Genomic DNA, 22,235 nt, shown 5'->3' with positions numbered 1-22,235 from the left:
CGCTGTTGCCGTTTCCGACAGTAAAACGCACCCGTGGTGCTGGCCGCCCAAGCGCGTCACCAGCGCCACTCGCAATCGCGCGTCATGCTCGTCGCCGGCCAGCTGATAGGGGGCGATCCCGTGGCGCAACGAGTAGGCGATCCTGCAGCTAAGTCCCAAAGCAGCCGCTCCAGCCGCCCACTCCGCACCGCCGCAGATTCATCGACGCCCGTGTAAGCTGTTGATCCTGCTTCGCATTCTAATGGCTGCTCGCTGCGGCCACTTCGTCGATGACCGCTTCCGCCGATCGCTACGCCGCCTCCCTGCGCCTGTCCGTCGCTCCGATGATGGATTGGACCGACCGCCATTGCCGGGTCTTCCACCGCCTGTTGGCGCCGTCCGCGCGCCTGTACACCGAGATGGTGCACGCCAACGCGGTGATCCACGGCGATCGCGCCCGCTTGATCGGCTTCGATGCGGTGGAACATCCGCTGGCGCTGCAGCTGGGCGGCAGCGATCCCGCCTTGCTCGCGCAGGCGGCGGCGATTGCGCAGGAGTGGGGCTTTGATGAGATCAATCTCAACTGCGGTTGCCCCTCCGACCGTGTGCAGGCCGGGCGTTTCGGCGCCTGCCTGATGCGCGAACCGGCGCTGGTGGCCGAGTGCGTCGCGGCCATGTGCGCGGCCACCCACGTGCCGATCACCGTCAAGTGCCGCCTGGGCGTGGACGACGATGACGACTACACGCTGTTTGCCCGCTTTGTCGACCAGGTGGTCGCAGCCGGCGCGGCCATGGTGGTGGTGCATGCCCGGAACGCCTGGCTCAAGGGCTTGTCGCCGAAGGAAAACCGCGAAGTGCCGCCGCTGCGGTACGACTGGGCTTACCGGCTCAAGCAGGAGCGGCCCGGTCTGCCGGTCGTGCTCAACGGTGGCATCGTGGCCGTGGACACGGCCATGGCGCATCTGCAGCACGCCGACGGCGTCATGCTCGGCCGCGCCGCCTACCATGACCCGTACGTCCTGCATTGTCTGGATGCAGCCTTGAACCAGCGGCCCGAGCAATCGCGCGAGTCCTTGCTGCGCGCCTATCAGCCGTACGTGGAATCCCAACTGGCACAGGGTCTGGCCTTGAAGCACATGACCCGGCACGTCCTCGGTCTGTTTCATGGTCAGCCTGGAGGCAGGGCGTTCCGGCAGGTCCTGAGCGAGGGCGCCCATCGCCCGGGCGCCGGTTGGGAACTGGTCGAGCAGGCCCTGGAGCGCACCGACACCCGGTCCTGGCGCGTGGTTGCCTGACGTTGGCCCACCGCTTGCATTCCTGAACGGGCTGCCTGGATCTCCGAGCGTTTCGGTGGCTGCCGCAGCAGGCGCGTCCGTAATACCGCGTGCTCGCCGTGTCGGCCACTCTGATCGGCATTCATTTCACTGAATGCCGTTAACGTGAAGCTAAAAAGTTCAGATCGGATTCACCCCGAAAAATCAAGAATTTGGCTCGATTCCGATGCTCGACCCTCAGGTATGCGTGGTCGATTTCACGAATTTTGAATGTTTCTGAACAACCCGCTAGGATTTGTTTGTGACCCAATTGCACTGCCGCGCTCGCCAAGTCGCTCTGGTTGCCCTCTGGGTTGCCATGGCCGCGCCGTCGGCCTGGGGCCAGGGCTATCCGATGGTGCAGAGCGGACGCGAGGCGATGCCGCCCTCGGCACGCGGCAATAGCCGCACGCTGTCGGACACCATTCGGCATGTGCAGCGGTCTACCGGTGGACAGATCCTGGGTGCCGAGCGTGTGCCGTTCGATGGCGGCAATCTCAATCGGGTCAAGTACATGAAAGATGGGCGCGTGCACACCGTGTATGAGCCGGAGCAGACGCAGGCCGCGCCTGCGCGTAACTTGCCGCCGCCCGACGCGCCACCACGCGACGATAACCACTGAACGTAGATAGTTCTGCGTTCAGTCTTATAAATTCCCCGGCCGCTGGCCGACAACGTAACTAGGGAGAGTGCATGCGTATCCTTTTGGTCGAAGACGAAGCTCCGCTGCGCGAAACCCTTGCGGCGCGTCTGAAGCGCGAAGGCTTTGCGGTCGACGCTGCACAGGACGGCGAAGAAGGTCTCTACATGGGCCGCGAAGTGCCATTCGACGTCGGCATCATCGATCTTGGCTTGCCCAAGATGTCAGGGATGGAGCTGATCAAGGCCCTGCGCGATGAAGGCAAGAAGTTTCCGGTGCTGATCCTGACCGCGCGCTCGAGCTGGCAGGACAAGGTCGAAGGCCTCAAGCAGGGTGCCGACGATTATCTGGTCAAGCCGTTCCATGTCGAAGAGTTGCTGGCGCGCGTCAACGCGCTGCTGCGGCGTGCTGCTGGGTGGAGCAAGCCCACGCTGGAATGTGGCCCGGTCGCGCTAGACCTGGCGGCACAGACGGTGAGCGTCAACGGCGCCAACGTCGATCTGACCAGCTACGAGTACAAGGTGCTCGAGTATCTGATGATGCATGCCGGCGAACTGGTCTCCAAGGCCGATCTCACCGAGCACATCTACCAGCAGGACTTCGACCGTGATTCGAACGTGCTGGAAGTATTCATCGGTCGCCTGCGCAAGAAGCTCGACCCCGATGGCGAACTCAAGCCGATCGAAACCGTGCGTGGCCGTGGTTATCGCTTCGCCATTCCGCGTACCGAAGGCTGAGTCAGCGCGTCAGCGAGCAGGAAGACCAAGTGCCGGGCCGCTCCAAGTGGTATAGACGCTGGCGGCCGCGCTCATTGCAGGCCCGCCAGCTGCTGGCCGCCAGCCTCAGCCTGGTGGCCTTCCTGGCGCTGGCGGGTTACGCGCTGGACGTGGCGTTTGCCGACACCGCCGAGAAGAACCTGCGTGAGCGGCTGAAGAACTACGCCTCCGCGTATGCGGCCAATATCGATTTCGTGCGCGACGGGTCGCTGTACATCGGCGGGCAACCGCCCGACCCGCGCTTCGATGTGCCTGGCGGCGGGCTCTATGTTGAAGTTGTACGCCCGGACGAAAGCTGGACCTCGATGTCGGCAGAAGGCCCGAACATTCCGCACGGCCGCATGCTCGAGCCGCGCCAGGAAGAATTCATCGGCCCGCTGGAAATGACCCAGATCGACGGCAGCCTGGGCCAGCTGTATCGCTACGGGCTGGGCGTGAGCTATGTCGAACGCGAGCACGGCGGCGAGATTCCGTACACCATCTACGTGATGGAGGACGCGCGCTCGATGGGTGCGCAGCTGCGCGTGTTCCGTGGTGCAGTGTGGTTCTACCTTGGCAGCGCCGGTGTGGTGTTGCTGGTATTGCAAGCCTTCATTCTGCAATGGAGCCTGCGTCCGCTGCGGCGGGTCATCAACGAGTTGACCAAGGTGCAGCGCGGCGAGATCCAGCGCATGAGCGAGCAGCATCCACGCGAACTGGAGCCGCTGACCGACAGCATCAATGCCTTCATCGAAAGTGAGCGCGACAACCTGGAGCGTCAGCGCAACACGCTGGCCGATCTTGCGCATAGCCTCAAGACGCCCATTGCCGTCTTGCGCACACAACTCGATAGCGGTGCGTCCGAGCGCGACCTGCACGAAGAGATGGATGTGCAGCTGCGCCGCATGAACGATTTGGTGTCGTACCAGCTGGCGCGTGCGGCTTCCAGCGGGCACAAATTGTTCGCGGCACCATTGCCCATCGAACCGACCGCCGAAGAAATCGTGCGTGGCCTCGAGAAGGTGTATTCGGTCAAAGGCGTGTTGTGCGAATTCGATATTTCGCCCGAAGCACGCTTTCACGGCGAGCCGGGCGATTTGCAGGAACTGCTTGGAAATTTGCTGGAAAACGGCTTCAAGTGGGCGCGCAGCCGGGTGCTGCTGACCGCAAAACCGGGACCCACCACCGGTAGCCGTCGTGCCGGGCTGATTCTGTCGGTGGAAGACGATGGCCCCGGCATCGCGCCGGAAGACGTGGCCAAGATTCTGCAGCGCGGTGTGCGTGGCGACGAGCGTGTGCAAGGGCATGGCATCGGCATGTCGATCGTGCAGGACCTGATCAAGGGCTATCGCGGCGAGCTGCAGGTGGTGCGCTCGCAGGAACTGGGCGGTGCCCGCTTCGATGTGACCCTGCCGCCTGGATTGTGACCGCCGCAGGGCCGATGAACCCGTGGCCAATGTGCGCTGGCGTTCCGACAACCGTTTAACGCCTCACGCGTTGGCTTACCCATACTGGGCGGGCAAGCCGTTGCGATGGAGGGGCTGCATGTTCGAGCAAGTTGGCCAGGCCGTAGGCGTGGATGCGCGCGTCGCGCACGTGCGGCGCACGCGAGGATGGCGTGTGCTGCCGCTGTTGATCGGCAGCCTGTACGCGCTCACCTGCACGGCTGCCGAAACGCCGCTGACACCATCGCAGATGCGCTGGCTGCAGCGGGCCACCTATGGGGTTGATGCCAGCAGCGCGACGCAGCTGACACGGCTGGGCCCCAAGCGCTTTGGTGCGTTCTTGTTGCAGCCCAGCGACGACGCTGCGTTGCCCGCGGCGGTAGGCGCGCAGCTGCAGCGCTTCGACGCATTGCATACCCCGCTGGTGGCATTGCTGACCCAGTACGAGGCCGACAAGGTCCGCCTGCAATCCATGCCCGATGGCGATGAGAAGGTTGCCTTGCGCAAGGAATGGCAGGCGCGCGGTGGTCAGATGCTGGTGCAGGCGCGGCAGGCGCAACTGTTGCGCGCGGTGTACGCGCCGGATCAACTGCGCGAGCAACTGGTGTGGTTCTGGCTCAATCATTTCAGCGTGTATGCCGACAAGGCCCGGGTGAAGTGGATGGCGGCCGACTACATGGAAAATGCGATCCGCCCCAATGCCACCGGCAAGTTCGCCGACCTGGTGATGGCCACGCTGGAAAGCCCGGCGATGCTGGAATACCTGGACAACGCCAAGAACGCCAAGGGCAAGGTCAACGAAAACTACGCACGCGAGTTGATGGAACTGCATACGCTGGGCGTGCACGGCGGCTACGGCCAGCAGGATGTGCAGCAACTGGCGCTGATCCTCACCGGCGCGGGCCTGGTGCCGATCAAGGCCAATGGCGCGCCGCCGTTGCCGCTTGCAGCGCCAGGGCAGGCGCAGGTCGTGCGCAAGGGTCTGTTCGAATTCAATCCGGCGCGTCACCAACCCGGCGACAAGATACTGCTTGGCCAGCGCATTGCCGGCGGTGGGCTGGATGAGATCGAACACGCCGTGCAGGTGTTGGTGCGCCAGCCGGCCTGTGCGCATTTCATTTCGCAGCGTCTGGCCGAGTACTTCGTCAGCGACGCCCCGCCTGCGGCGCTGGTGACGCGCATGGCCAATACCTTCCAGCACAGCGATGGCGATATCGCCAAGGTCATGCAGACCATGCTGGCGTCGCCGGAGTTTGCGCAGGCGCAACCGCGCAAGTTCAAGGACCCGAACCGGTTCGTGGTGTCGGCGATGCGGGTGGCGTACGAGGGTCAACCGGTGATCAACGCCGCGCCAATGGCCAGTTGGGTGCAGCAGCTGGGTGAACCGTTGTTTGGTCGCATCACGCCCGATGGTTGGTCGCTGCAGTCGCAGGCCTGGACCAGTTCCGGGCAGCTGGCACGCAGGTTCGAGGTGGCGCGTTCGATCGGCGGCGCACCGAAGCAGTTGTTTCGTCTGGAGGGCGACAACCAGACGCCGATTCCTGCGCCGGTGCAGATCGATACGCACCCCTCGTACCGCTGGTTGGCGCCATCACTGTCGGCCGCCACACGGCAGGCGCTGGAGCAGGCGCGCTCGCCTGTCGAATGGAATGGGTTCTTGCTGTCGTCGCCAGACTTCAATTATCGCTAAGGCCATGGCGCCGAGTCGGATCTGCCGATTCAAGGCCCACGCGTCACGTTCGCAGATGCAACAACAACCGATCCAGCGATCCAACGAATGCCAGGCGCTCAATGCCGCGGGAGTACACCATGCAACGACGTCAATTTCTGCTTGCCTCTGCCGCCGCTGCAAGCATGCCGTGGGCCGGCCGTCTGTTCGCTGCGCCACGCGATAGCGCACGCATGCTGGTGGTGTTTTTACGTGGCGGCTACGACAGCAATAATCTGCTGGTGCCGCATGGCAGCGATTTTTATTACCAGTCGCGGCCGAGCCTGGCGATTGCGCGGCCAGATGCCGCCAATCCAAACAGTGCCCTGGCGCTGGATGCGCAGTGGGGTCTCAACCCGGTGGTAGGCCAGACGCTGCTGCCACTGTGGGAACGCAAGCAAGTGGCCTTCGTGCCGTTTGCCGGCACCGACGATCTATCGCGCAGCCACTTCGAAACCCAGGACGATATCGAATCCGGCCAGGCCGGCAAGCACCGCGATTACCGCTCCGGGTTCATGGCGCGCCTGTCTGGCGTGCTCAGTGGCGTGCCGGCCATCGCGTTCACCGATTCGTTGCCGCTGACGTTCCAGGGCGGTGGCGATTTACCCAACGTGTCGTTGCGGAGTATCGGCAAAGGCGGGCTGGATGCGCGGCAGGCGCAGATCCTGTCGCAGATGTACGACAGCACGCCGCTGGCCGCCGCTGCGCGCGATGGTCTTGCATTGCGTCAGCAGGTCACCGCGCAGTTGCGCGAAGAGATGGAGCAAGCCGGCCGTGGCGCCGCCAGTGCACGCACGTTTGCCGATGAAACCCGGCGCATGGCGACCCTGATGCGCGAGCGCTATCGCCTGGGGTTCGTCGATGTCGGTGGCTGGGACACGCATGCCAACCAGGGCAGTGTGGAAGGTGGCCTGGCCAACAACCTGCGTAATCTCGGCGAAGGGCTGGCTGCCTATGCCGATGCGTTGGGCCCGGCCTGGAACGATACCGTGGTGGTGGTCATCTCCGAATTCGGCCGCACCTTCCGCGAGAATGGCAGCAAGGGCACCGATCATGGCCATGGCACAACGTACTGGGTGCTGGGCGGTGGCGTGCGCGGCGGCCGCATTGCTGGCGAGCAGGTGGCGGTCGAACAGTCGCAGCTGCTGCAAAACCGCGACTACCCGGTGCTCAACAACTACCGCAGCCTGTTCGGCGGAATGCTCGGCCGTCTATGGGGGCTGTCGCCAGCGCAGTTGGAGCGGGTGTTCCCAGGTGCCAAGCCACGCGATCTTGGATTGGTGTGAGTGTGCATGGCGAGCGATCGCACCGTGCGTGGTATCGAAGCCGGCTTGTGTCGATCCCGCGGCGTCTGCTTCGGGCGACGGCTGCAGGTTGCTCCTGCCAAGTGCGATACCGCACGCCGCTCCGCGACGCGGCACATCAACGTTGCATTGAATCTGCAAACGGTGAGCGCCCGTAAAACCGTTCCAGGTGCAAGGCGACCTGCGGCATCGTGCGCAAAAGCACGCGCGGTGCGGAGAAATGATATTCGCTGACCACTGCGAAGAATTCCTCCGGGGCTTCGGCGGCATACGGATCGATCTCGGTGTCTTGACCCGCATCGACGCGTTGGCAAAACAGATCGTAGGCATGCTGGAAATCGCGCGCCCAGGCGCGTTGCGCATCGCGCGGCAGGGGCGGTGTGCCGTCGAGCGCGCCATCCAGTGCATCGAGCTTGTGCGCCATCTCATGCACGATCACGTTGAAGCCTGCCTGCGGGTCGTCCAGGTCGGCTTGCACATCGGCCCAGCTGACGATCAACGGACCTTGCTCCCAGGCTTCGCCGATCAGGGTGTCGTCCCAGGCATGCATCACCCCGGCCGCATCCATGTGGGTGCGCTGCACGCGGAACGCATCCGGGTACACGATCAGCTGCGACCAGCCGCGCCAACCGGCGGCGCCGATTTCCAGCAGCGGCAGGCAGCAGGTCGCGGCCAGCACGAGTTGATCGTTCGGTTGCAGCTGCAGCCCGTCGACAGGCGAAATGGTCTTTTGCTGCAGGAACTGCGCGGTCAATGCGCGCAGGCGTTGCTGGCGGAGTGGATCGAGCGCGGCGACCCAGGCGCAACTGCCGCACAGCCGCTGCCACAGCGCATCAGCAATGTCTGGAGGCGGCCGGCGCAGCCAGCGCATCAACCACTGGATCAGCGGAACATGCCCGGCAGGAAACTGTGCCAGCGCGGCATCGTGCGCATGCGCGGGAACAACGAATCGCCATCGCTGCCACCGCCGCCGCCGGTGGACGGCGTGGCCTTGTGCGGGCTGTTGCGTGCCGGTGCGGCTTCGGGCGCCGGTGTCCTGCCGCGCGCGGCCGAGTTGGTGCTGATGCAGCTGTCATGATCGCCGTCGATCAGCTGGTCCGATGCCAGGGCGGCAAGCGGAGCCAACAACAGGAGCAGGCAAACCGTGATTCGGCGCATCGTCCACATCCAGGGCAAGCGGCGTGAGTCGCCGATCATAACGCGCTTTTCACTCCCTCACGCAAGCCGCGCTGGGCGCCCGGGAGGGCTTGGCGCATACTTTGGCGGATGGATTCGGGGACTTTGCGCGCAATGCACTGTGAGATGAAAGGCGCCGGCGGCCGGCAGTGCGGCGCCGGCGCTGCGGGAGATTGGTCGGGCGCGCGCGCCGGTCAGCCGCAGGGCGCATGCCCGGTGCGGTCGGTCACCGAGCCCACCGCACGCCTGGTCTGGGTTGTCGATGTTGCATCACGCGCGTTGCCTCGGCGGCGCGCCGGCCGCGTCGCGCAGGCATTCCTCCCGGGTGCTGCAGCCCGCGCCGTTGCCACCTCACGCCGCATCGCCCGCCGCAGCCGTGGATGACCGTGCGTTGCTGGCCAAACTCGCCGGTGGCCGGTTGTCCGGCGATGCGTTGGCGCGCGATGCCGGGCTGACCCGCGCGGCGGTGTGGAAGCGCATCCAGAATCTGCGTGCGGCCGGCGTCGACATCGAAGGACGGGCCGGTGACGGCTATCGCCTGGCCACGCCCTTGGATCTGCTGGACGCGGCGCGTATTCGCGCCGGCATGGCCCCCGGTGCGGCAGCTGGGCTGGCGGCGCTGGATGTGGCCTGGACGCTGGAATCCACCAACACCACCTTGCTGGCGCAGCCGGCGCCCGAACAGGGCGTGGCGGTGCTGCTGGCCGAGCGTCAGACCGGCGGCCGTGGCCGGCGCGGGCGTCAATGGACCTCGCCGCTGGGCGCGCACATTTATCTGTCGGCGTCGCGCCGTTTCAATGGCGGGCTGGGCCAACTCGCAGGCCTGAGCTTGGCCGTGGGGGTCGCAGTGGCCGAAGCCTTGCGTGGTTGCGGGTTTGCCGATGTCGGGCTGAAGTGGCCCAACGATCTGCTGGCGCGGCAGCGCAAGCTGGGCGGCCTGTTGATCGAAGGCGGCGGCGAGATGGCCGGCAACGCGCGTGCAGTGATCGGGCTGGGCTTGAACGTGCACATGCCGGCGACCGCAGCGGCCAGCATCGACCAGCCCTGGATCGACCTGGATACCCTGGCCGGCGGCCCGGTGTCGCGCGACCAGGTGACGGCAGCGGTGCTGTCCGGGTTGCTGCCGGCACTGGACCTGTTCGAGGCGCAGGGGCTGGCGCCGTTCCTGGGGCGTTATGCAGACCTGGATGTCTTGCACGGGCGTACGGTGCAAGTCGAGGAAGCCGGCACCCACCATCGTGGCGTCGCGCTCGGCCTGGCGGCCGACGGCGCGTTGCGGGTGCAACTGGGCGAGACGGTGCGCCTGTTCCACTCCGGAGAAGTGAGCGTGAGACCTGCATGAGCGAGTGGTTGTTCGACCTGGGAAATTCGCGCTTCAAGTACGCGCCACTGCACGGCAACCGTGCCGGCCAGGTGCAGGCGTGGGCGCATGGCGCCGAGGCGATGGACGCGGCGGCGCTGGCGGCGCTGCCGTCCGGGCGTATTGCGTATGTTGCCAGCGTGGCCGCGCCGGCATTGACGCAACGCATGATCGCCTGCCTGCAGGAGCGCTTTACGCAGGTGCGCATCGTGCGGACCACCGCCGAATGCGCCGGCGTCCGGATTGCTTATGCCGACCCGAGCCGCTTCGGCGTGGACCGCTTTCTGGCGTTGCTGGGTGCGCGGGGCGATGCGCCGGTGCTGGTGGCCGGCGTGGGCACCGCACTGACCATCGACGTGCTCGGCGCCGATGGCCTGCATCACGGCGGCCGCATCGCCGCCTCGCCGACCACCATGCGCGAAGCGCTGCATGCGCGCGCGGTGCAACTGCCGGCCAGCGGCGGCGATTACGTCGAGCTGGCCATCGACACCGACGATGCCTTGACCTCCGGCTGCGATGGCGCGGCGGTGGCGCTGATCGAGCGCAGCCTGCAGCACGCCCAACGCAGCCTGGGCGTTCCGGTGCGGCTGCTGGTGCATGGCGGTGGCGCGCCGCCGTTGCTGCCGCTGCTGCCCGATGCCTCGTTCCGCGCGGCCCTGGTGCTGGATGGTCTGGCGACGTGGGCGACCGCTGCGGCGTCCCCGTAGAATCGGCGCATGTATGTCCGCGCGCTCATCGTCGTCTTGATCGTCCTCAATGCCGGGGTGGCGTTGTGGTGGGCCTTGCAGCCGCCACCGGCACCACCGCCGGCGCCGCTGCAGCCGACCGGTGTGGCGCGGCTGGAATTGCTGCCGACAGTGACCGGTGCTGGCGGGCCTGGGCTGCCGGCTGCAGCGCGTACGGGATCGGGGTCTGCGGCAGAGAGTGCGTCGACAGCACCGGCGCCATCGCCATCGACAGCATCCGGGCCTGCATCGGTACCCACGCCGACCACGCCGACCACGCCGGCAGTTGCCGGTCCCGCCGCGCCAACGTCTGCAGCGCCGACATCGGCCACCACTGCCGCAGCGCAAGCGCCGCGCGGTGCAGCTGAGACGTCGGCAGCGGCGAACGCTGCTGCGAAACCGGCCAAAGGCGTCGCCGCGGCGGCGGCACAACCATCGCCCGCCCCATCCCCGCCTGCCGCGGAGCGCTGCGCCAGCCTGGGACCTTTTGCGGCACGCGCCGATGCCGATGCGGCGCTGGCACGCGTGCGTGGGCAGGCCAGTCGCGCCAACGTGCGCGAGGACAAGGACGCCGGCATCAGCACGTTTCGGGTGATGTTGCCCAACGTGGGCGATCGCGCGGCCGCGCAGGCCCTGGTCAAGCGCATTGCCGCGGCCGGGATGGGCGACTACTACGTGATCGCGCAGGGCGAGGACAACACCGTGGCGCTGGGCCAGTACCAGAGCCGCGAGCGCGCCGAGCGGCGCCAGGCCAGCCTGGTCGGCGCAGGATTCCCGGCGCAACTGGTGCCCAGCGGCAACGGGCAATCGCGGTGGTGGATCGATGTCCGCACCAGTGCGGCTACCAACGCCCTGCAAGGGGCTGCCGGTGCCGCCCGTCAGCGTTCGCTAGATTGCGCCGCGCTGCGCTAGAATGCGCACCGGCGCGCAACGCGCCTGCCTTCGCCGGCATAGCTCAGTTGGTAGAGCAACCGCCTTGTAAGCGGTAGGTCCCCAGTTCGAATCCGGGTGTCGGCACCATCTTCGATCCACGCATGCGTGGCAATCACGCTCGACGTTGCTGCTGTTGGAGCACGCGATGCGGTGTGGAGCTTTGCATCAACCGGTTGCCAAGCACGATGGCGCGTTTCTCTGCCGCCATCTGTCCCAACGAACGGTAGCGTGCTCAGCGTTGTGTGAGCGGGCGTATGCGCGCGCTCCGGTTCCGAGCGCGCGATCCACACAGCTGGCTGCTGCCGGCTCCGTTTGGTCGCCACTTCGATTGGTTGGCACCATGGCACGTGCATCGCGCGATGTTGATCGCGCCATGCGAGGTGCAGCACTCAGGCCGGGCGGCCGCCCGAGAGCAGTTCCAGCGCGGCCTTGCCGGTGTCTGTGTGTGCATCGCCGCTCAGTCGGTCGGCCAATGCAGCCACGATGATGGCGTGGGCCTGGCGCAGCACGCTGTCGGCATCGGCGCTGGCGTCCACCACGTGTTTGCCGGGCAAGTCCAGCGCGGCAAAAATCGTGCGGCAGCGTTCCAGGTTGTCCTGGGTTTCGAAGTGGTTGGGCGCATCGCCACGGGCGCGGATCCGGGCCAGGCCGGTGGGTGGGGGCAGGTCGAGCAGCAGCAGCACGTCCGGGCGCGGCGCGAAGGCGTTGCGCTCCAGGAGTTCGTCCAGCGGCAGACCGGCCGCGCCCTGGTAGGCCACCATCGAGGGAAAGTAGCGGTCCAGGATGACGATGTCGCCGCGTGCCAGCGCGGGCGCGATCAAGGTGTCCACGTGTTCGTGGCGGTCGCGGATGAGCAGCTCGGCTTCTTCCTCTGCACTCAGGCGGCCGGTGGCGGCGGACTGGCGCAACTGGGTGCCCCATGGGCCGTTGGTGGGCTCCTTGCTCAGCACGACACGCGCGCCGGCCGCGTCCAGGGTGGCGGCCAGGCGGCGGGCGAGCGTGGTCTTGCCAGCGCCGTCGATGCCTTCGATGGCGATCAGCAAGCCGCCGGGCTTCAGTTCGATTGTCATCGCGCTACTTTAGCTGATCGTGGCGATGAACCTAACCGGCAGCAGGGCGATGAAGAGCGTGCAGTCTGCGCGACACGCGCCTGGCAAAAGTCAGCCGCAGGAGCACATGGCATACGCGACGATGCAGCGACAGCGCTGCGCCGACGTGCCCGGCGGCGCGCGACGGGAGGAAACAGAATGAGTTGACGTGCGTTGTGGCGGATATTGCCAAAGACTTATCGCCGGTATGTCCTGCGCGATGTCGGAAATGTCCCGATATCCTGGCTTCTGGCTGCGGGCCATACTGAACAAGTCAGACACACTGCACGCGCATCTCGCGACTGAGTCGTGTTTTTGGCTTCAAGGAAGACGGACGCGTCGCCGCCACCCTAGAGGCGGCATCCCCCGCGTGACGCCCGCTCAGGCACCGTCGTGACCAGATTCCTTGTCTTGCTGGCCGTACCCGGCGCCGGCGCCAGGCGCGCTTTCGATCAGCTGGTCGCCGAGGTGTAGCGATAGGACAGCAGCGACTTCACCAGGAAGGTGATCTGGGTGGCCGAGCGCGCATCCACGCGCATGACCGGTACGCGGAAGCCTTCGGCCACCAAGGCCTCGCGAAAGGGCGGCACCAGGAAATCCTCGACTTCATCGGTCATGGTGATGCCCACCGCCAGGCTGGCCTCGGGTGCGATCTGCGAAAACTCGCGCAACAACTCCAGCGTGGCTGTGAGCATCTGCGGGTCGCGTGCGTTGGTCAGCACGATCACACCCAGCGCACCGTCGCACACCAGCGGCCACATGAAATCCAGGTATTTCTGGCCTGGCACACCGTAGACATGCAGCAGCTCGCCGTCTTCCAGCTCGATCGAGCTGTAGTCCAGCGCGACGGTGGTGTAGGTCTTGTCGCCGTAGGCGTCCTGGCTGAGCGGCATTTCGGTGCTGACCGGCTCCACATCGGAGATGGAGCGCACTGCGGTGGTCTTGCCGGCGCCCATGCCGCCGACGAACACCAGCTTGTTGGCTGGAAGACTCATGACTGCGCCTGGAAGAGGGAAAGGCCGAACCGACGTGCGACCCAGGAAAAGAACCGCGTGTTGCCGCCATCTGGGCGGCGCTGCGTTGCAGGCACGGGAATCTCCGCAGTCTGGGCAAGGCCGCTGGCAAGTGCAGCGGCGAACAGGCATTCCACCGTTTGCAGCGGCAGCTTGCAAGCATTGGCCAGCGCCTGCGGGCGCCAGGGCCGTGCATGCAGGTGGGCGATGGCCAGCAACTGGGCTGGCGAGCTGGTCTCTGCAGTCAATTCCGGCCACTGGCGCAATTGCAGCGCATGGCCGGGTTCCACTGCCGGCAGCGCCTGGCGCAGATGCTCGGGCAGGGCGAAAAACAGCGCTTCGAAGGAAATGCGTTGGGGCAACGCGGTCGCGGCAAGGTCCGGCACGACGTGCCAGCCCGAGCGGTCCAGCGCGGCGATGACCTGCGCCAGCGCCACGCCAGCGGGCAACTGCACGCAGCCATTGCCCGGGTCCACACGCACCTGCAACTGCGCATGCTGCAGCGTCGCTGCGCCGGCACCGAATTCGCCACGGCAGTGCCGCAGCAGCAATGCCGGCTCCGCGACCGGGGTAGCGTGCGGCGAGGACAACAGCAGGCGCATGTGTTCGTTGAGTTCGCGCACGGTGGCGCCGTGCTTGATCCACGCGCCAGCCACGGGCGTGCGCGACACCACCAGCACCCGCACCGGTTGCCCCTGCAATGCCTGCCAGGCGGCCAAGCCGTCGGCGCTGTCCAGGCCCAGTACCACCACATCGGCCGCGTGCTGCGGCCATTGGCCCAACTGCACGTCGATGCGGTCGGCGAGAAGCAGCCAGCACGCCAGTTTCAGGCGTGTGGTGTGCAGCAGGTCCAGGCCGGCCGTGGCGACCCGCATGGCGTTGATGGGTGTGGTCATGAGCTGGCGCCGTAGCGGCGCATTGGATTACGAGATGCCTGCCGGTCTGCACCGGCAGGCTGGATCAGGCGATGCGCTGGCACCGCGCTGTCGGCATCAACCGAAATCGAGGGTCTTTTCGAACGCCTTGAGCTCGTGACGGGCCATGGCCAGGTTGGCCTTGGCACGGTCCAGCACCACGTACAGGAACAGCGTGCTGTTGCTTTCCAGCGGGCGCAGCAGGTGGTACTGGCGTGCAAGCGTGATCAGGATGTCTTCGATGGTGTCGTTCAGGCCGAGCTGTTCGGCGATGCGGCGCTTGGCGCGCACCACTTCGGTGTTGCCGGCCGCCGCCAATTCCAGGTTGAGCTCGGCACCGCCGGTCATGCCCAGCGCCATGCCGCTGTCGCTATCGACCAGCGCCGCGCCGACGAAGCCGGCCAGCGAATGCAGGTGTTCCAGATTGAGTTTTGACACGTGTGGTCCTTGGAAACGATGAGGAATGGGTGCCTTGCGGCATGCACGAACAGTGCCAGGTGCTCAGCCTTGCGGCGGGGTCAACACGGTGGCGAGGCGGCCGGCGCAATCGCGCGCATTGAACAACAGCGCAGCGGCATTGATGTCGCCACTGCCCACTGCGGTGAGCGTCAGCGGCTTGTCGGCGCGGATGCGGATCAGCACCAGCTGCCCGGCACGCGTGCTGACGGTGGCGTAATCGGCCTCTTTCAGGCTGGATTCGCGCGCCAGGGTCTCGCCCAGGGTCAGGAACGAATTAGCCATCGCGGCAAGCCGGCGACTGTCCACGTCCAGGCTGGAACGCTCGGTGATGGCGCGCCCGTCTGCCGTGGAAAGCATCAACAGGCGGATGCCCGGCTCACGTTCGATGGTCTGCGCAAACTCGTGACCGATGCGCTGCAGATCGTAGAAATGCAACGCCCGCGGGACTTCGCCTACGGCAGCCTTGACGACCTGGTTGACGGCGTTGTGCGGCATGAAAATCCCCCTGTTGCGTGATGGCCCGGGCGCGTACGTGCGTGGTGTGCCGCGCCGGGCGGCGCACCATACCACCCGGATCCGAGCAGGCTGTCACGCTCGCCCGTGGTGCTTAACTGGGCGGTCAGACAGGCAGAATCGGCAAAGTCCGGTGCGCCACAAAGTGCCTTGGTACGTCACGATAGCGGCGCGACGAGGCAGATCTAAACCTCGCGTTTGCTCGCACTGTTCAGTACAGGCGACATGCGTGCTGCGCTGCCGCGCGTCACTGTGCGGGCGGGCAACTAGACTGCACGGCTTTATCGATACTGGAGCAATGCATGGCAACGCAGTACGTGCCGGTTTCCTTGATTGGCGTTCCCACCGACATCGGCGCGGGCCACCGCGGCGCGCGCATGGGGCCGGAGGCGCTACGCATCGCCGGCCTGCAGGAGGCGCTGGTCGGCCGCGGCGTGGAGGTGCGCGATCTGGGCAATCTGGATGGTCCGCGCAATCCCTGGCAGGCGCCGCAGGCCGGCTACCGGCATCTGGACGAAGTGGTGGCGTGGAACCAGGCGCTGATGGACGCCAGCTACGCCGAACTGCGTGCCGGGCGCATGCCGATCATGCTCGGTGGCGACCATTGCCTGGGTATCGGCTCGATCACGGCGGTGGCCAAGTACTGCCGCGAGCAGGGCAGGCCGTTGCGGGTGCTGTGGCTGGATGCGCATTCGGATTTCAACACCAGCGAGGTGACTCCTTCGGGCAACGTGCACGGCATGCCGGTGGCCTGCCTGTGCGGGCTGGGGCCCGAGTCGCTGACCCACCTGGGCGGCAGTGCGCCGGCGTTGTTGCCCGAGCAGGTGCGGCAGATCGGCATCCGCTCGGTGGACCCGGAGGAAAAGCGGCTGATCAAGCAGCACCGCATCGATGTGTACGACATGCGCTACATCGACGAAGCCGGTATGAAGCGCACCATGGAAGCGGCGTTGCAGGGCATGAGCGCCGATACGCACCTGCACGTGAGTTTCGATGTGGACTTCCTCGACCCCAGCATCGCGCCGGGCGTGGGCACCACGGTGCCCGGTGGCCCCAACTACCGCGAGGCGCAACTGGTGATGGAAATGATTGCCGACACCGGGCGCATGGGCTCGTTGGATATCGTCGAACTCAACCCGGTGCTGGACAACCGCAATGCGACCGCCGAACTGGCGGTGGATCTGGTCGAGAGCCTGTTCGGCAAGTCGACGCTGATGCGGGATTGATCCGGACCGAGCGCACCGGGACGCGTTCACATCAAATCCACGGCCGCGCAGTCAGATTTGGCGCCAAGCCAGGTGCGCTGGCACCGTGATAGAACGAGGACAAGCGATGAAGCGACTGCTGACACTGATGGTGCTGGGCCTGTTTTCGGCCGGCGTGATGACGGGCTGCAACACCGTGGCCGGCGCCGGCAAGGACATGCAGGGTGCGGGCGACAAGGTCGAGAAAACGGCCGAAAAATGCAGCGACGGTAAGTGCTGATCCGTCACATCGCGTGGCCCTGTTGAATTGATCGATCTGCGGCAACGCGCCGCTTTACCCCTGAGGAGTGTGTTATGAAGCGTGCAATTGTGCTGCTGGTGCTGTCGATGTTGTCGGTGGGAATGCTGGCGGGTTGCAACACCGTCGCAGGCGCCGGCAAGGACGTGCAGGGCGCTGGCGAGAAGGTGGAAGACGCAGCGCGTAAGTAATCCGACGCCGCATGCAAAAAAACGGGCCGCAAGGCCCGTTTTTTGTGCGTGCTTTACGTGCAAGGCGGCCTCCGTCGACGCATGCAACATGCAGTGCGACCAGCGGCGGGAGTAGGCAACGGTTCAGTGCGGTGATCGGCGGTTTGACACCTTTTGATCCCGGACCAACGCCCGCGTGGGCACGCTGGCACCACGGTCAATCGCGACCGCATCAGCGGAGTCATCGCATGAACAGTGACATCATTTCCGGCAAGTGGACCCAGTTGAAGGGCAAGGCCCAGGCGAAGTGGGGCGATCTTACCGACGACGATTTCAAGGTTGCCGAAGGCAATGCCGAATATCTGCAGGGCAAGCTCCAGGAGCGCTATGGCTGGGATCGCGATCGCGCCCAGACCGAAGTGCGCGCGTTCGAAAAGTCGTTGCGCGACGACACCTGAGGGTGCGCGGGTCTGCCGCCGTTGAGGCGAGCAGCTTGCAGACGACGGGCCGCCTGGTGCGGCCCGTTCTGCGTTCGAGCGTGGAGCCAACTCCCCGGCGCCTGCGGCGGTGGCAAAAGTGCGGAACCGCTAAACTTGGGGGCTACCCCACCCTGGCATGACGTAGATGACCACCCGTGTCCTTACCGGCATCACCACCTCCGGCACCCCGCACCTGGGCAATTATGTCGGTGCAATCCGCCCGGCCATCCAGGCCAGTGCAGGTGCCGATACGGAGAGCTTCTATTTCCTGGCCGATCTGCACAGCCTGATCAAGGCGCAGGACCCGGCGCGCACGCAGCGTTCGACACTGGAAATCGCCGCCACCTGGCTGGCCTGCGGCCTGGATCCGGACAAGGTGTGGTTCTACCGGCAGTCCGATGTGCCCGAGACCACCGAGTTGATGTGGTTGCTGACCTGCGTGGCCGGCAAGGGCATCCTCAATCGCGCGCATGCCTACAAGGCGGCGGTGGACAAGAACCGCGCCGATGGCGAGGACGAGGATGCCGGCGTCACCGCAGGCTTGTTCATGTATCCGGTGCTGATGGCGGCCGATATCCTGATCTTCAATGCGCACAAGGTGCCGGTGGGGCGCGACCAGATCCAGCACATCGAAATGGCGCGCGATTTCGCGCAGCGTTTCAATCATGTCTACGGGCGCGACTTTTTCACCTTGCCCGAAGCGGTGATCGACGAGCAGGTGTCCACCTTGCCAGGCCTGGATGGCCGCAAGATGAGCAAGAGCTATAGCAACACCATTCCACTGTTTGCACCGCGCGAGGAATTGCGCAAGCTGGTGTTTTCCATCCTGACCGATTCGCGCGCCCCGGGCGAAGCCAAGGACACGCAGGGGTCGGCGTTGTTTCAGCTGTACCAGGCATTTGCCACACCGCAGGAATCTGCCGCCTTTGCGCAGGCGTTTGCCGACGGCATCGGCTGGGGTGATGCCAAGCAGCAGTTGTTCGAGCGGATCGATCAAGAGATTGCGCCGCTGCGTATGCGCTACGAGGCGTTGATGGCAGAGCCAGCCAAGATCGAAGCGATTCTGCGCGCCGGTGGTGCACGTTTGCGTGCGCGCTATGCCACTCCCCTGCTGGCCGAGTTGCGCGACGCGGTGGGCTTGCGCGATCTGTCCAGCCAGGCCGCCACCGCGGCGGTGCAGTCCAGCGAAAAGGTCGCACTGCCGGTGTTCAAGCAATATCGTGAAAGCGATGGGCAGTTCTATTTCAAGTTGAACGATGGCGCGGGTGCATTGCTGCTGCAGAGCGATGGCTTCGCTTCGCCACGCGATGCCGGACAGGTGATCGCACGGTTGAAGCAGGCTACCCAAGCCAGCGATCTGCAGCTGCCAGGCGTGCATGCGCAAGTGAATGCCGACGTGATTGTTGCCGCGATGGATGCCTTGCGCGAGGCGTGAGCTGCGCGGCGCAACAGGCGTCGAGGTGGGTTGTTGCGGTTGCGTAGGTCGTGCCTGTGGCGACATGCGCGACCGCGACGCCAGGCTTGGGCCTACACTGCAGTTCCGACAACCGCCGCGGGGTGCGAATGACAGCGACAGCCGAGTTCAACATCCACACCATCGATACCGGCTTTGGCGGCGTGCAATTCGATGCGGCGTATCTGGTGGTCCAAGCGCAGCAGGCTGCCTTGATCGATTGCGGTACCTCGCTGTCGGTCCCGCAGATGCTGGCCGCGGTGCAGGCGGCCGGGTTGGCGCCAGCGCAGGTGGAGTGGTTGATCCTGACCCATGTGCATCTGGATCATGCTGGCGGTGCAGGAGCCTTGTTGCGGCATTTGCCCAATGCGCAGGTGCTGGTGCATCCGCGCGGTGCACCGCACCTGATCGACCCTGCGCGGCTGATTGCCGGCGCCACCGCGGTGTATGGCGAGGCGGACATGGCGCGCCATTACGGCGTTATCGAGCCGGTGCCGGCCGAGCGTGTGGTCGCGGCCGGCGAGGGTCATACCGTGATGCTGGGCAAGCGCGCGCTGCGCACCGTCGAGACGCCTGGACATGCGCGCCATCATCTGTGCGTGTGGGATGCGCGCAGCCGCAGCTGGTTCACCGGCGACACCTTCGGCCTGTCGTATCGCCAGTTGGACAGTGCGCGTGGCGCTTTCATCGTGCCGACGTCCTCGCCGGTGCAATTCGAACCCGAGGCCATGCTGCAGTCGATCGCGCGCCTGATGGACGCCGCACCAGAGGCAATGTATCTGACCCATTACGGCCGTGTCACCTCGCCAGAACCGTTGGCGCGGGCGCTGGGCGAGCAGATTCATGCGATGACCGACATTGCGCTGGGCTGCGCGCAGCGTCCGGACCGGCATCGCTGCATGGTGGCGGCATTGACCGAATTGTATCTGGAACGCGCACGCCAACATGGATGTCGGTTGGACGATGCCGCCGTGGAGCAACTGCTGGCAACAGATATCGAACTCAACGCGCAAGGGCTGGGCTGTTGGCTGGATCGTGCAGCGCGCATGCGTTAGCGCTGGTCGAGGGGTGACACACCCTCTCGAACGCTGTAGTGCGTGGTCGCATCGTTCTGGTGCAGCTAAGGCCGGATCAGTCGGGTGCGCGGTGCCCTCACCGCTCGCGGGATACGCCGTGAACCCGTCCATGGGGGCTCGATGGCAGCCTCCATGCCGCCAACGGTCCCGCAATCGGTGAGGACACCGCACCAGAACGTTGGCTGGTGGTTTTGTTGAAAGCAGTGCACACCGACCATCTTGATGGCGCACGGGCAAGCGCCTTGCAGCCACACCGGAGATCATCCGCGCTTGGCCATGCATGCGATCGACTGCATTCTCGTGTCATTGCGCTCCGGTGTTGGTCGCACGCTTGTAAACTATGTGTCATCTACCGTTGCAAGGCCTCACCGTGAATCCGATGCGCATCCTGCTGTTGTCTGCCTGCCTGTTTGTAGGAGGTGTGGCGCAGGCCGCCAACGATCTGCCGGGCGGCGGCATCGATGCCGAGGCATTGTCGCGTCACGTGCGCTTGCTGGCGTCGGACGAATTCGAAGGGCGCGCGCCGGCCAGCGCCGGTGAGCAGCGCACGGTCGATTACCTGGTCGAGCAGTTCAAGGCGGCCGGCCTGGAGCCAGGCGGCGAGCAGGGCAGCTGGACCCAGGCCGTGCCGCTGGTGCGCGCGCAGGTGGATGGCCCGGTGCGCGCAAGCCTGCGCGTCGGGGGCAAGACCCAGGCGCTGGTCAATGGCAACGATGTGACCCTGCAAAGCCTGCGTCCGCAGCAGGCGGTCGCGTTGAAGAACGCGCCACTGGTCTTCGTCGGCTACGGCATCAGTGCGCCAGAGCGCCAATGGGACGACTACAAGGGCGTGGACCTGCGCGGCAAGATTGCGGTGGTGCTGATCAACGATGCCGATTTCGAATCGCCGCAGCCGGACGCATTCGACGGCAAGGCCGTGACCTATTACGGCCGATGGACCTACAAGTACGAAGAGGCGGCGCGGCGCGGTGCGGCCGGGGTATTGATCGTGCACGAGACGGCGCCGGCGGCGTATGGCTGGGCCACGGTGCAGAGTTCGGGCATGTCGCCGTTGTTCGACATCGAGCGCAGCGATGCCGATGCCCGCGCGCAGCACGTGCCGGTACGCGGCTGGATGCAGCGTGCATTGGCGGTGTCGTTGTTCAAGCAGGCCGGCCTGGATTTCGAACAGGCCAAGGCACGCGCGCAGCAGCGCGACTTCGCGCCCGTGGCACTGGGCGATGCGGCGTTGTCGGTGAATTTCAAGCTCAAGCGCGAGCGTGTGGTCACGCATAACGTGGTGGCCAAACTCACCGGCAGCCGGCATCCGGATGAGACGGTGATCTTCTCCGCGCACTGGGATGCATTCGGGATCGGCAAGGCCGATGCCGGTGGCGATACGATTCGACGCGGCGCCGTGGACAACGCCACCGGCGTGGCCAGCGTGCTGGAACTGGCGCGCGTGTTCGCAGCCGGCCCCAAGCCGCAGCGCACGTTGTACTTCATTGCGTTGACTGCCGAAGAAAAGGGCCTGCTCGGCGCCAATTACTACGCCGCGCATCCGCTGGCGCCGTTGGACAAGACCGTGGCCGTGCTCAACGTGGAAATGTTCAGCCCCGATGGCCCGACCCGCGACATCGCCTCGTGGGGACGTGGGCGGGTGTCGCTGGAAGGCGATCTGGAAACCGCCGCCAAGGCGCGTGGTCGCAGCTATTTGCCTGATCCGAATCTGGAAGCAGGCTTCTTCTACCGCGCCGATCATTTCGCGTTCGCGCGCATGGGTGTGCCGGCGATCACCGCCGGCCCCGGCCTGGACATGCTCGACGGCGGCGTCGCGGCAGGCAAGGCACTGCGCGAAAAGTATTTCGCCGATTGCTACCACCAGCCGTGCGATCGCTGGACCCCGCAATGGGATGCCAGCGGCCATGCCGCCGATACCACGCTGGTGTACGACGTGGGCGTGGCGCTGGCCAATGGCCGGCAGTGGCCGAGCTGGCAGGATGGCTCGGAATTCAAGGCGATCCGTGCCAAGAGCGATGCGGTGCGCAAGTAAGCGCGCAGGAGCGAGAGGGCGCCGTGCCCTCGAGAGAGGCCAAGCGCAGCGACCAAGACGACTGCGCTGATCGCCAGACGGGCGCAGCTGGATTCGATGCGGCATGTGCGCTCGTACATTCGGGGTCCTGCACGCTGTCCATGCGCATCGGATGACTGAGCGCGACGCCAAGCGAACGCAGCCGCTGCCCGGTGGCC

23 protein-coding genes and 1 tRNA gene are annotated in these 22,235 nt (G+C 65.7%); 17 read left to right on the top strand and 7 right to left on the bottom strand.

Features of this window, described 5'->3' with window-relative positions; all coding sequences use genetic code 11:
• Positions 1–269: 269 nt before the first annotated feature.
• The 6 genes from dusA to ACCQ16_RS19150 all read left to right on the top strand — a co-directional run bounded on the left by dusA (position 270) and on the right by ACCQ16_RS19150 (position 7,126).
• Positions 270–1,274 (top strand): tRNA dihydrouridine(20/20a) synthase DusA, encoded by a 1,005-nt coding sequence (gene dusA, locus ACCQ16_RS19175; RefSeq protein ID WP_008576458.1) that lies wholly within the window; start codon positions 270–272, stop codon positions 1,272–1,274.
• Positions 1,275–1,548: 274 nt separating this feature from the next.
• On the top strand, positions 1,549–1,914 hold the full coding sequence (locus ACCQ16_RS19170) for a hypothetical protein (RefSeq protein ID WP_031424692.1): 366 nt from the start codon (positions 1,549–1,551) through the stop codon (positions 1,912–1,914).
• Between the two features lie 71 nt (positions 1,915–1,985).
• Entirely contained in the window at positions 1,986–2,669 is a 684-nt protein-coding gene (locus ACCQ16_RS19165) for a response regulator transcription factor (protein ID WP_002808458.1), read from the top strand.
• 74 nt (positions 2,670–2,743) lie between these two features.
• Positions 2,744–4,114: an ATP-binding protein gene (locus tag ACCQ16_RS19160; protein ID WP_008576455.1), complete on the top strand. Its 1,371-nt coding sequence runs from the start codon at positions 2,744–2,746 to the stop codon at positions 4,112–4,114.
• Between the two features lie 118 nt (positions 4,115–4,232).
• Positions 4,233–5,822, top strand: coding sequence for a DUF1800 domain-containing protein (locus ACCQ16_RS19155; RefSeq protein ID WP_277573276.1), 1,590 nt, complete (start codon positions 4,233–4,235; stop codon positions 5,820–5,822).
• A gap of 119 nt (positions 5,823–5,941) precedes the next feature.
• Positions 5,942–7,126, top strand: a complete 1,185-nt coding sequence (locus tag ACCQ16_RS19150; protein ID WP_057681281.1) for a DUF1501 domain-containing protein — start codon at positions 5,942–5,944, stop codon at positions 7,124–7,126.
• 136 nt (positions 7,127–7,262) lie between these two features.
• Here the strand turns inward: ACCQ16_RS19150 and ACCQ16_RS19145 are convergent, their stop codons facing one another.
• On the bottom strand, positions 7,263–8,018 hold the full coding sequence (locus ACCQ16_RS19145; protein WP_029820641.1) for a M90 family metallopeptidase: 756 nt from the start codon (positions 8,016–8,018) through the stop codon (positions 7,263–7,265).
• A gap of 8 nt (positions 8,019–8,026) precedes the next feature.
• Positions 8,027–8,341, bottom strand: coding sequence for a hypothetical protein (locus ACCQ16_RS19140; RefSeq protein ID WP_008576447.1), 315 nt, complete (start codon positions 8,339–8,341; stop codon positions 8,027–8,029).
• Between the two features lie 355 nt (positions 8,342–8,696).
• Here ACCQ16_RS19140 and birA point away from each other — a divergent pair, with 355 nt between their 5' ends.
• From birA to ACCQ16_RS19120, 4 genes are all read left to right on the top strand, one after another.
• Positions 8,697–9,662 carry a bifunctional biotin--[acetyl-CoA-carboxylase] ligase/biotin operon repressor BirA gene (gene birA, locus ACCQ16_RS19135; protein WP_042774001.1) on the top strand — a complete coding sequence of 322 codons (966 nt, stop codon included), beginning with the start codon at positions 8,697–8,699 and terminating at the stop codon, positions 9,660–9,662.
• The gene (locus ACCQ16_RS19130; protein ID WP_029820639.1) at positions 9,659–10,387 is read left to right on the top strand and encodes a type III pantothenate kinase; all 729 of its coding nucleotides are present in this window, start codon (positions 9,659–9,661) and stop codon (positions 10,385–10,387) included. The genes birA and ACCQ16_RS19130 overlap by 4 nt, the downstream gene beginning before the upstream one ends.
• A 9-nt stretch (positions 10,388–10,396) precedes the next feature.
• Positions 10,397–11,317: an SPOR domain-containing protein gene (locus tag ACCQ16_RS19125; protein WP_277573277.1), complete on the top strand. Its 921-nt coding sequence runs from the start codon at positions 10,397–10,399 to the stop codon at positions 11,315–11,317.
• A gap of 32 nt (positions 11,318–11,349) precedes the next feature.
• Positions 11,350–11,425: transfer RNA gene (locus ACCQ16_RS19120), tRNA-Thr, on the top strand.
• A 302-nt stretch (positions 11,426–11,727) separates the two neighbouring features.
• On the opposite strand, the gene tmk is transcribed toward ACCQ16_RS19120, so the two are convergent.
• The 5 genes from tmk to ACCQ16_RS19095 all read right to left on the bottom strand — a co-directional run bounded on the left by tmk (position 11,728) and on the right by ACCQ16_RS19095 (position 15,307).
• Entirely contained in the window at positions 11,728–12,408 is a 681-nt protein-coding gene (gene tmk / locus ACCQ16_RS19115) for a dTMP kinase (RefSeq protein WP_209261447.1), read from the bottom strand.
• 470 nt (positions 12,409–12,878) lie between these two features.
• The gene (locus ACCQ16_RS19110; protein ID WP_003486615.1) at positions 12,879–13,421 is read right to left on the bottom strand and encodes a GTP-binding protein; all 543 of its coding nucleotides are present in this window, start codon (positions 13,419–13,421) and stop codon (positions 12,879–12,881) included.
• Complete coding sequence (locus ACCQ16_RS19105; protein WP_372380092.1) at positions 13,418–14,335, bottom strand: hypothetical protein; 918 nt, start codon at positions 14,333–14,335, stop codon at positions 13,418–13,420. The genes ACCQ16_RS19110 and ACCQ16_RS19105 overlap by 4 nt, the downstream gene beginning before the upstream one ends.
• Before the next feature lie 96 nt (positions 14,336–14,431).
• On the bottom strand, positions 14,432–14,791 hold the full coding sequence (locus ACCQ16_RS19100) for a roadblock/LC7 domain-containing protein (RefSeq protein WP_003486613.1): 360 nt from the start codon (positions 14,789–14,791) through the stop codon (positions 14,432–14,434).
• Between the two features lie 63 nt (positions 14,792–14,854).
• Positions 14,855–15,307 (bottom strand): roadblock/LC7 domain-containing protein, encoded by a 453-nt coding sequence (locus tag ACCQ16_RS19095; protein WP_008576438.1) that lies wholly within the window; start codon positions 15,305–15,307, stop codon positions 14,855–14,857.
• Between the two features lie 320 nt (positions 15,308–15,627).
• On the opposite strand from ACCQ16_RS19095, the gene rocF reads away from it, so the two are divergent.
• From rocF to ACCQ16_RS19060, 7 genes are all read left to right on the top strand, one after another.
• Positions 15,628–16,551 carry an arginase gene (gene rocF, locus ACCQ16_RS19090; RefSeq protein ID WP_008576436.1) on the top strand — a complete coding sequence of 308 codons (924 nt, stop codon included), beginning with the start codon at positions 15,628–15,630 and terminating at the stop codon, positions 16,549–16,551.
• Between the two features lie 106 nt (positions 16,552–16,657).
• Positions 16,658–16,810, top strand: a complete 153-nt coding sequence (locus ACCQ16_RS19085; RefSeq protein ID WP_011348912.1) for an entericidin A/B family lipoprotein — start codon at positions 16,658–16,660, stop codon at positions 16,808–16,810.
• Positions 16,811–16,884: 74 nt separating this feature from the next.
• Entirely contained in the window at positions 16,885–17,019 is a 135-nt protein-coding gene (locus ACCQ16_RS19080; RefSeq protein ID WP_005914328.1) for an entericidin A/B family lipoprotein, read from the top strand.
• 227 nt (positions 17,020–17,246) lie between these two features.
• Complete coding sequence (locus tag ACCQ16_RS19075) at positions 17,247–17,456, top strand: CsbD family protein (protein ID WP_003486601.1); 210 nt, start codon at positions 17,247–17,249, stop codon at positions 17,454–17,456.
• Between the two features lie 166 nt (positions 17,457–17,622).
• Positions 17,623–18,912, top strand: coding sequence for a tryptophan--tRNA ligase (locus ACCQ16_RS19070; protein ID WP_218499324.1), 1,290 nt, complete (start codon positions 17,623–17,625; stop codon positions 18,910–18,912).
• Between the two features lie 128 nt (positions 18,913–19,040).
• Positions 19,041–19,985 carry an MBL fold metallo-hydrolase gene (locus ACCQ16_RS19065; protein ID WP_008576427.1) on the top strand — a complete coding sequence of 315 codons (945 nt, stop codon included), beginning with the start codon at positions 19,041–19,043 and terminating at the stop codon, positions 19,983–19,985.
• Between the two features lie 400 nt (positions 19,986–20,385).
• Positions 20,386–22,038 (top strand): M28 family metallopeptidase, encoded by a 1,653-nt coding sequence (locus ACCQ16_RS19060; RefSeq protein WP_506175363.1) that lies wholly within the window; start codon positions 20,386–20,388, stop codon positions 22,036–22,038.
• Positions 22,039–22,235: the final 197 nt, after the last annotated feature.

This window comes from Xanthomonas sp. NCPPB 1062 (assembly GCF_041481705.2).
Classification (GTDB): domain Bacteria; phylum Pseudomonadota; class Gammaproteobacteria; order Xanthomonadales; family Xanthomonadaceae; genus Xanthomonas; species Xanthomonas euvesicatoria.
Note: the sequence above shows the minus strand (reverse complement) of the source record. Positions and strands in the feature narration are given on the sequence as shown.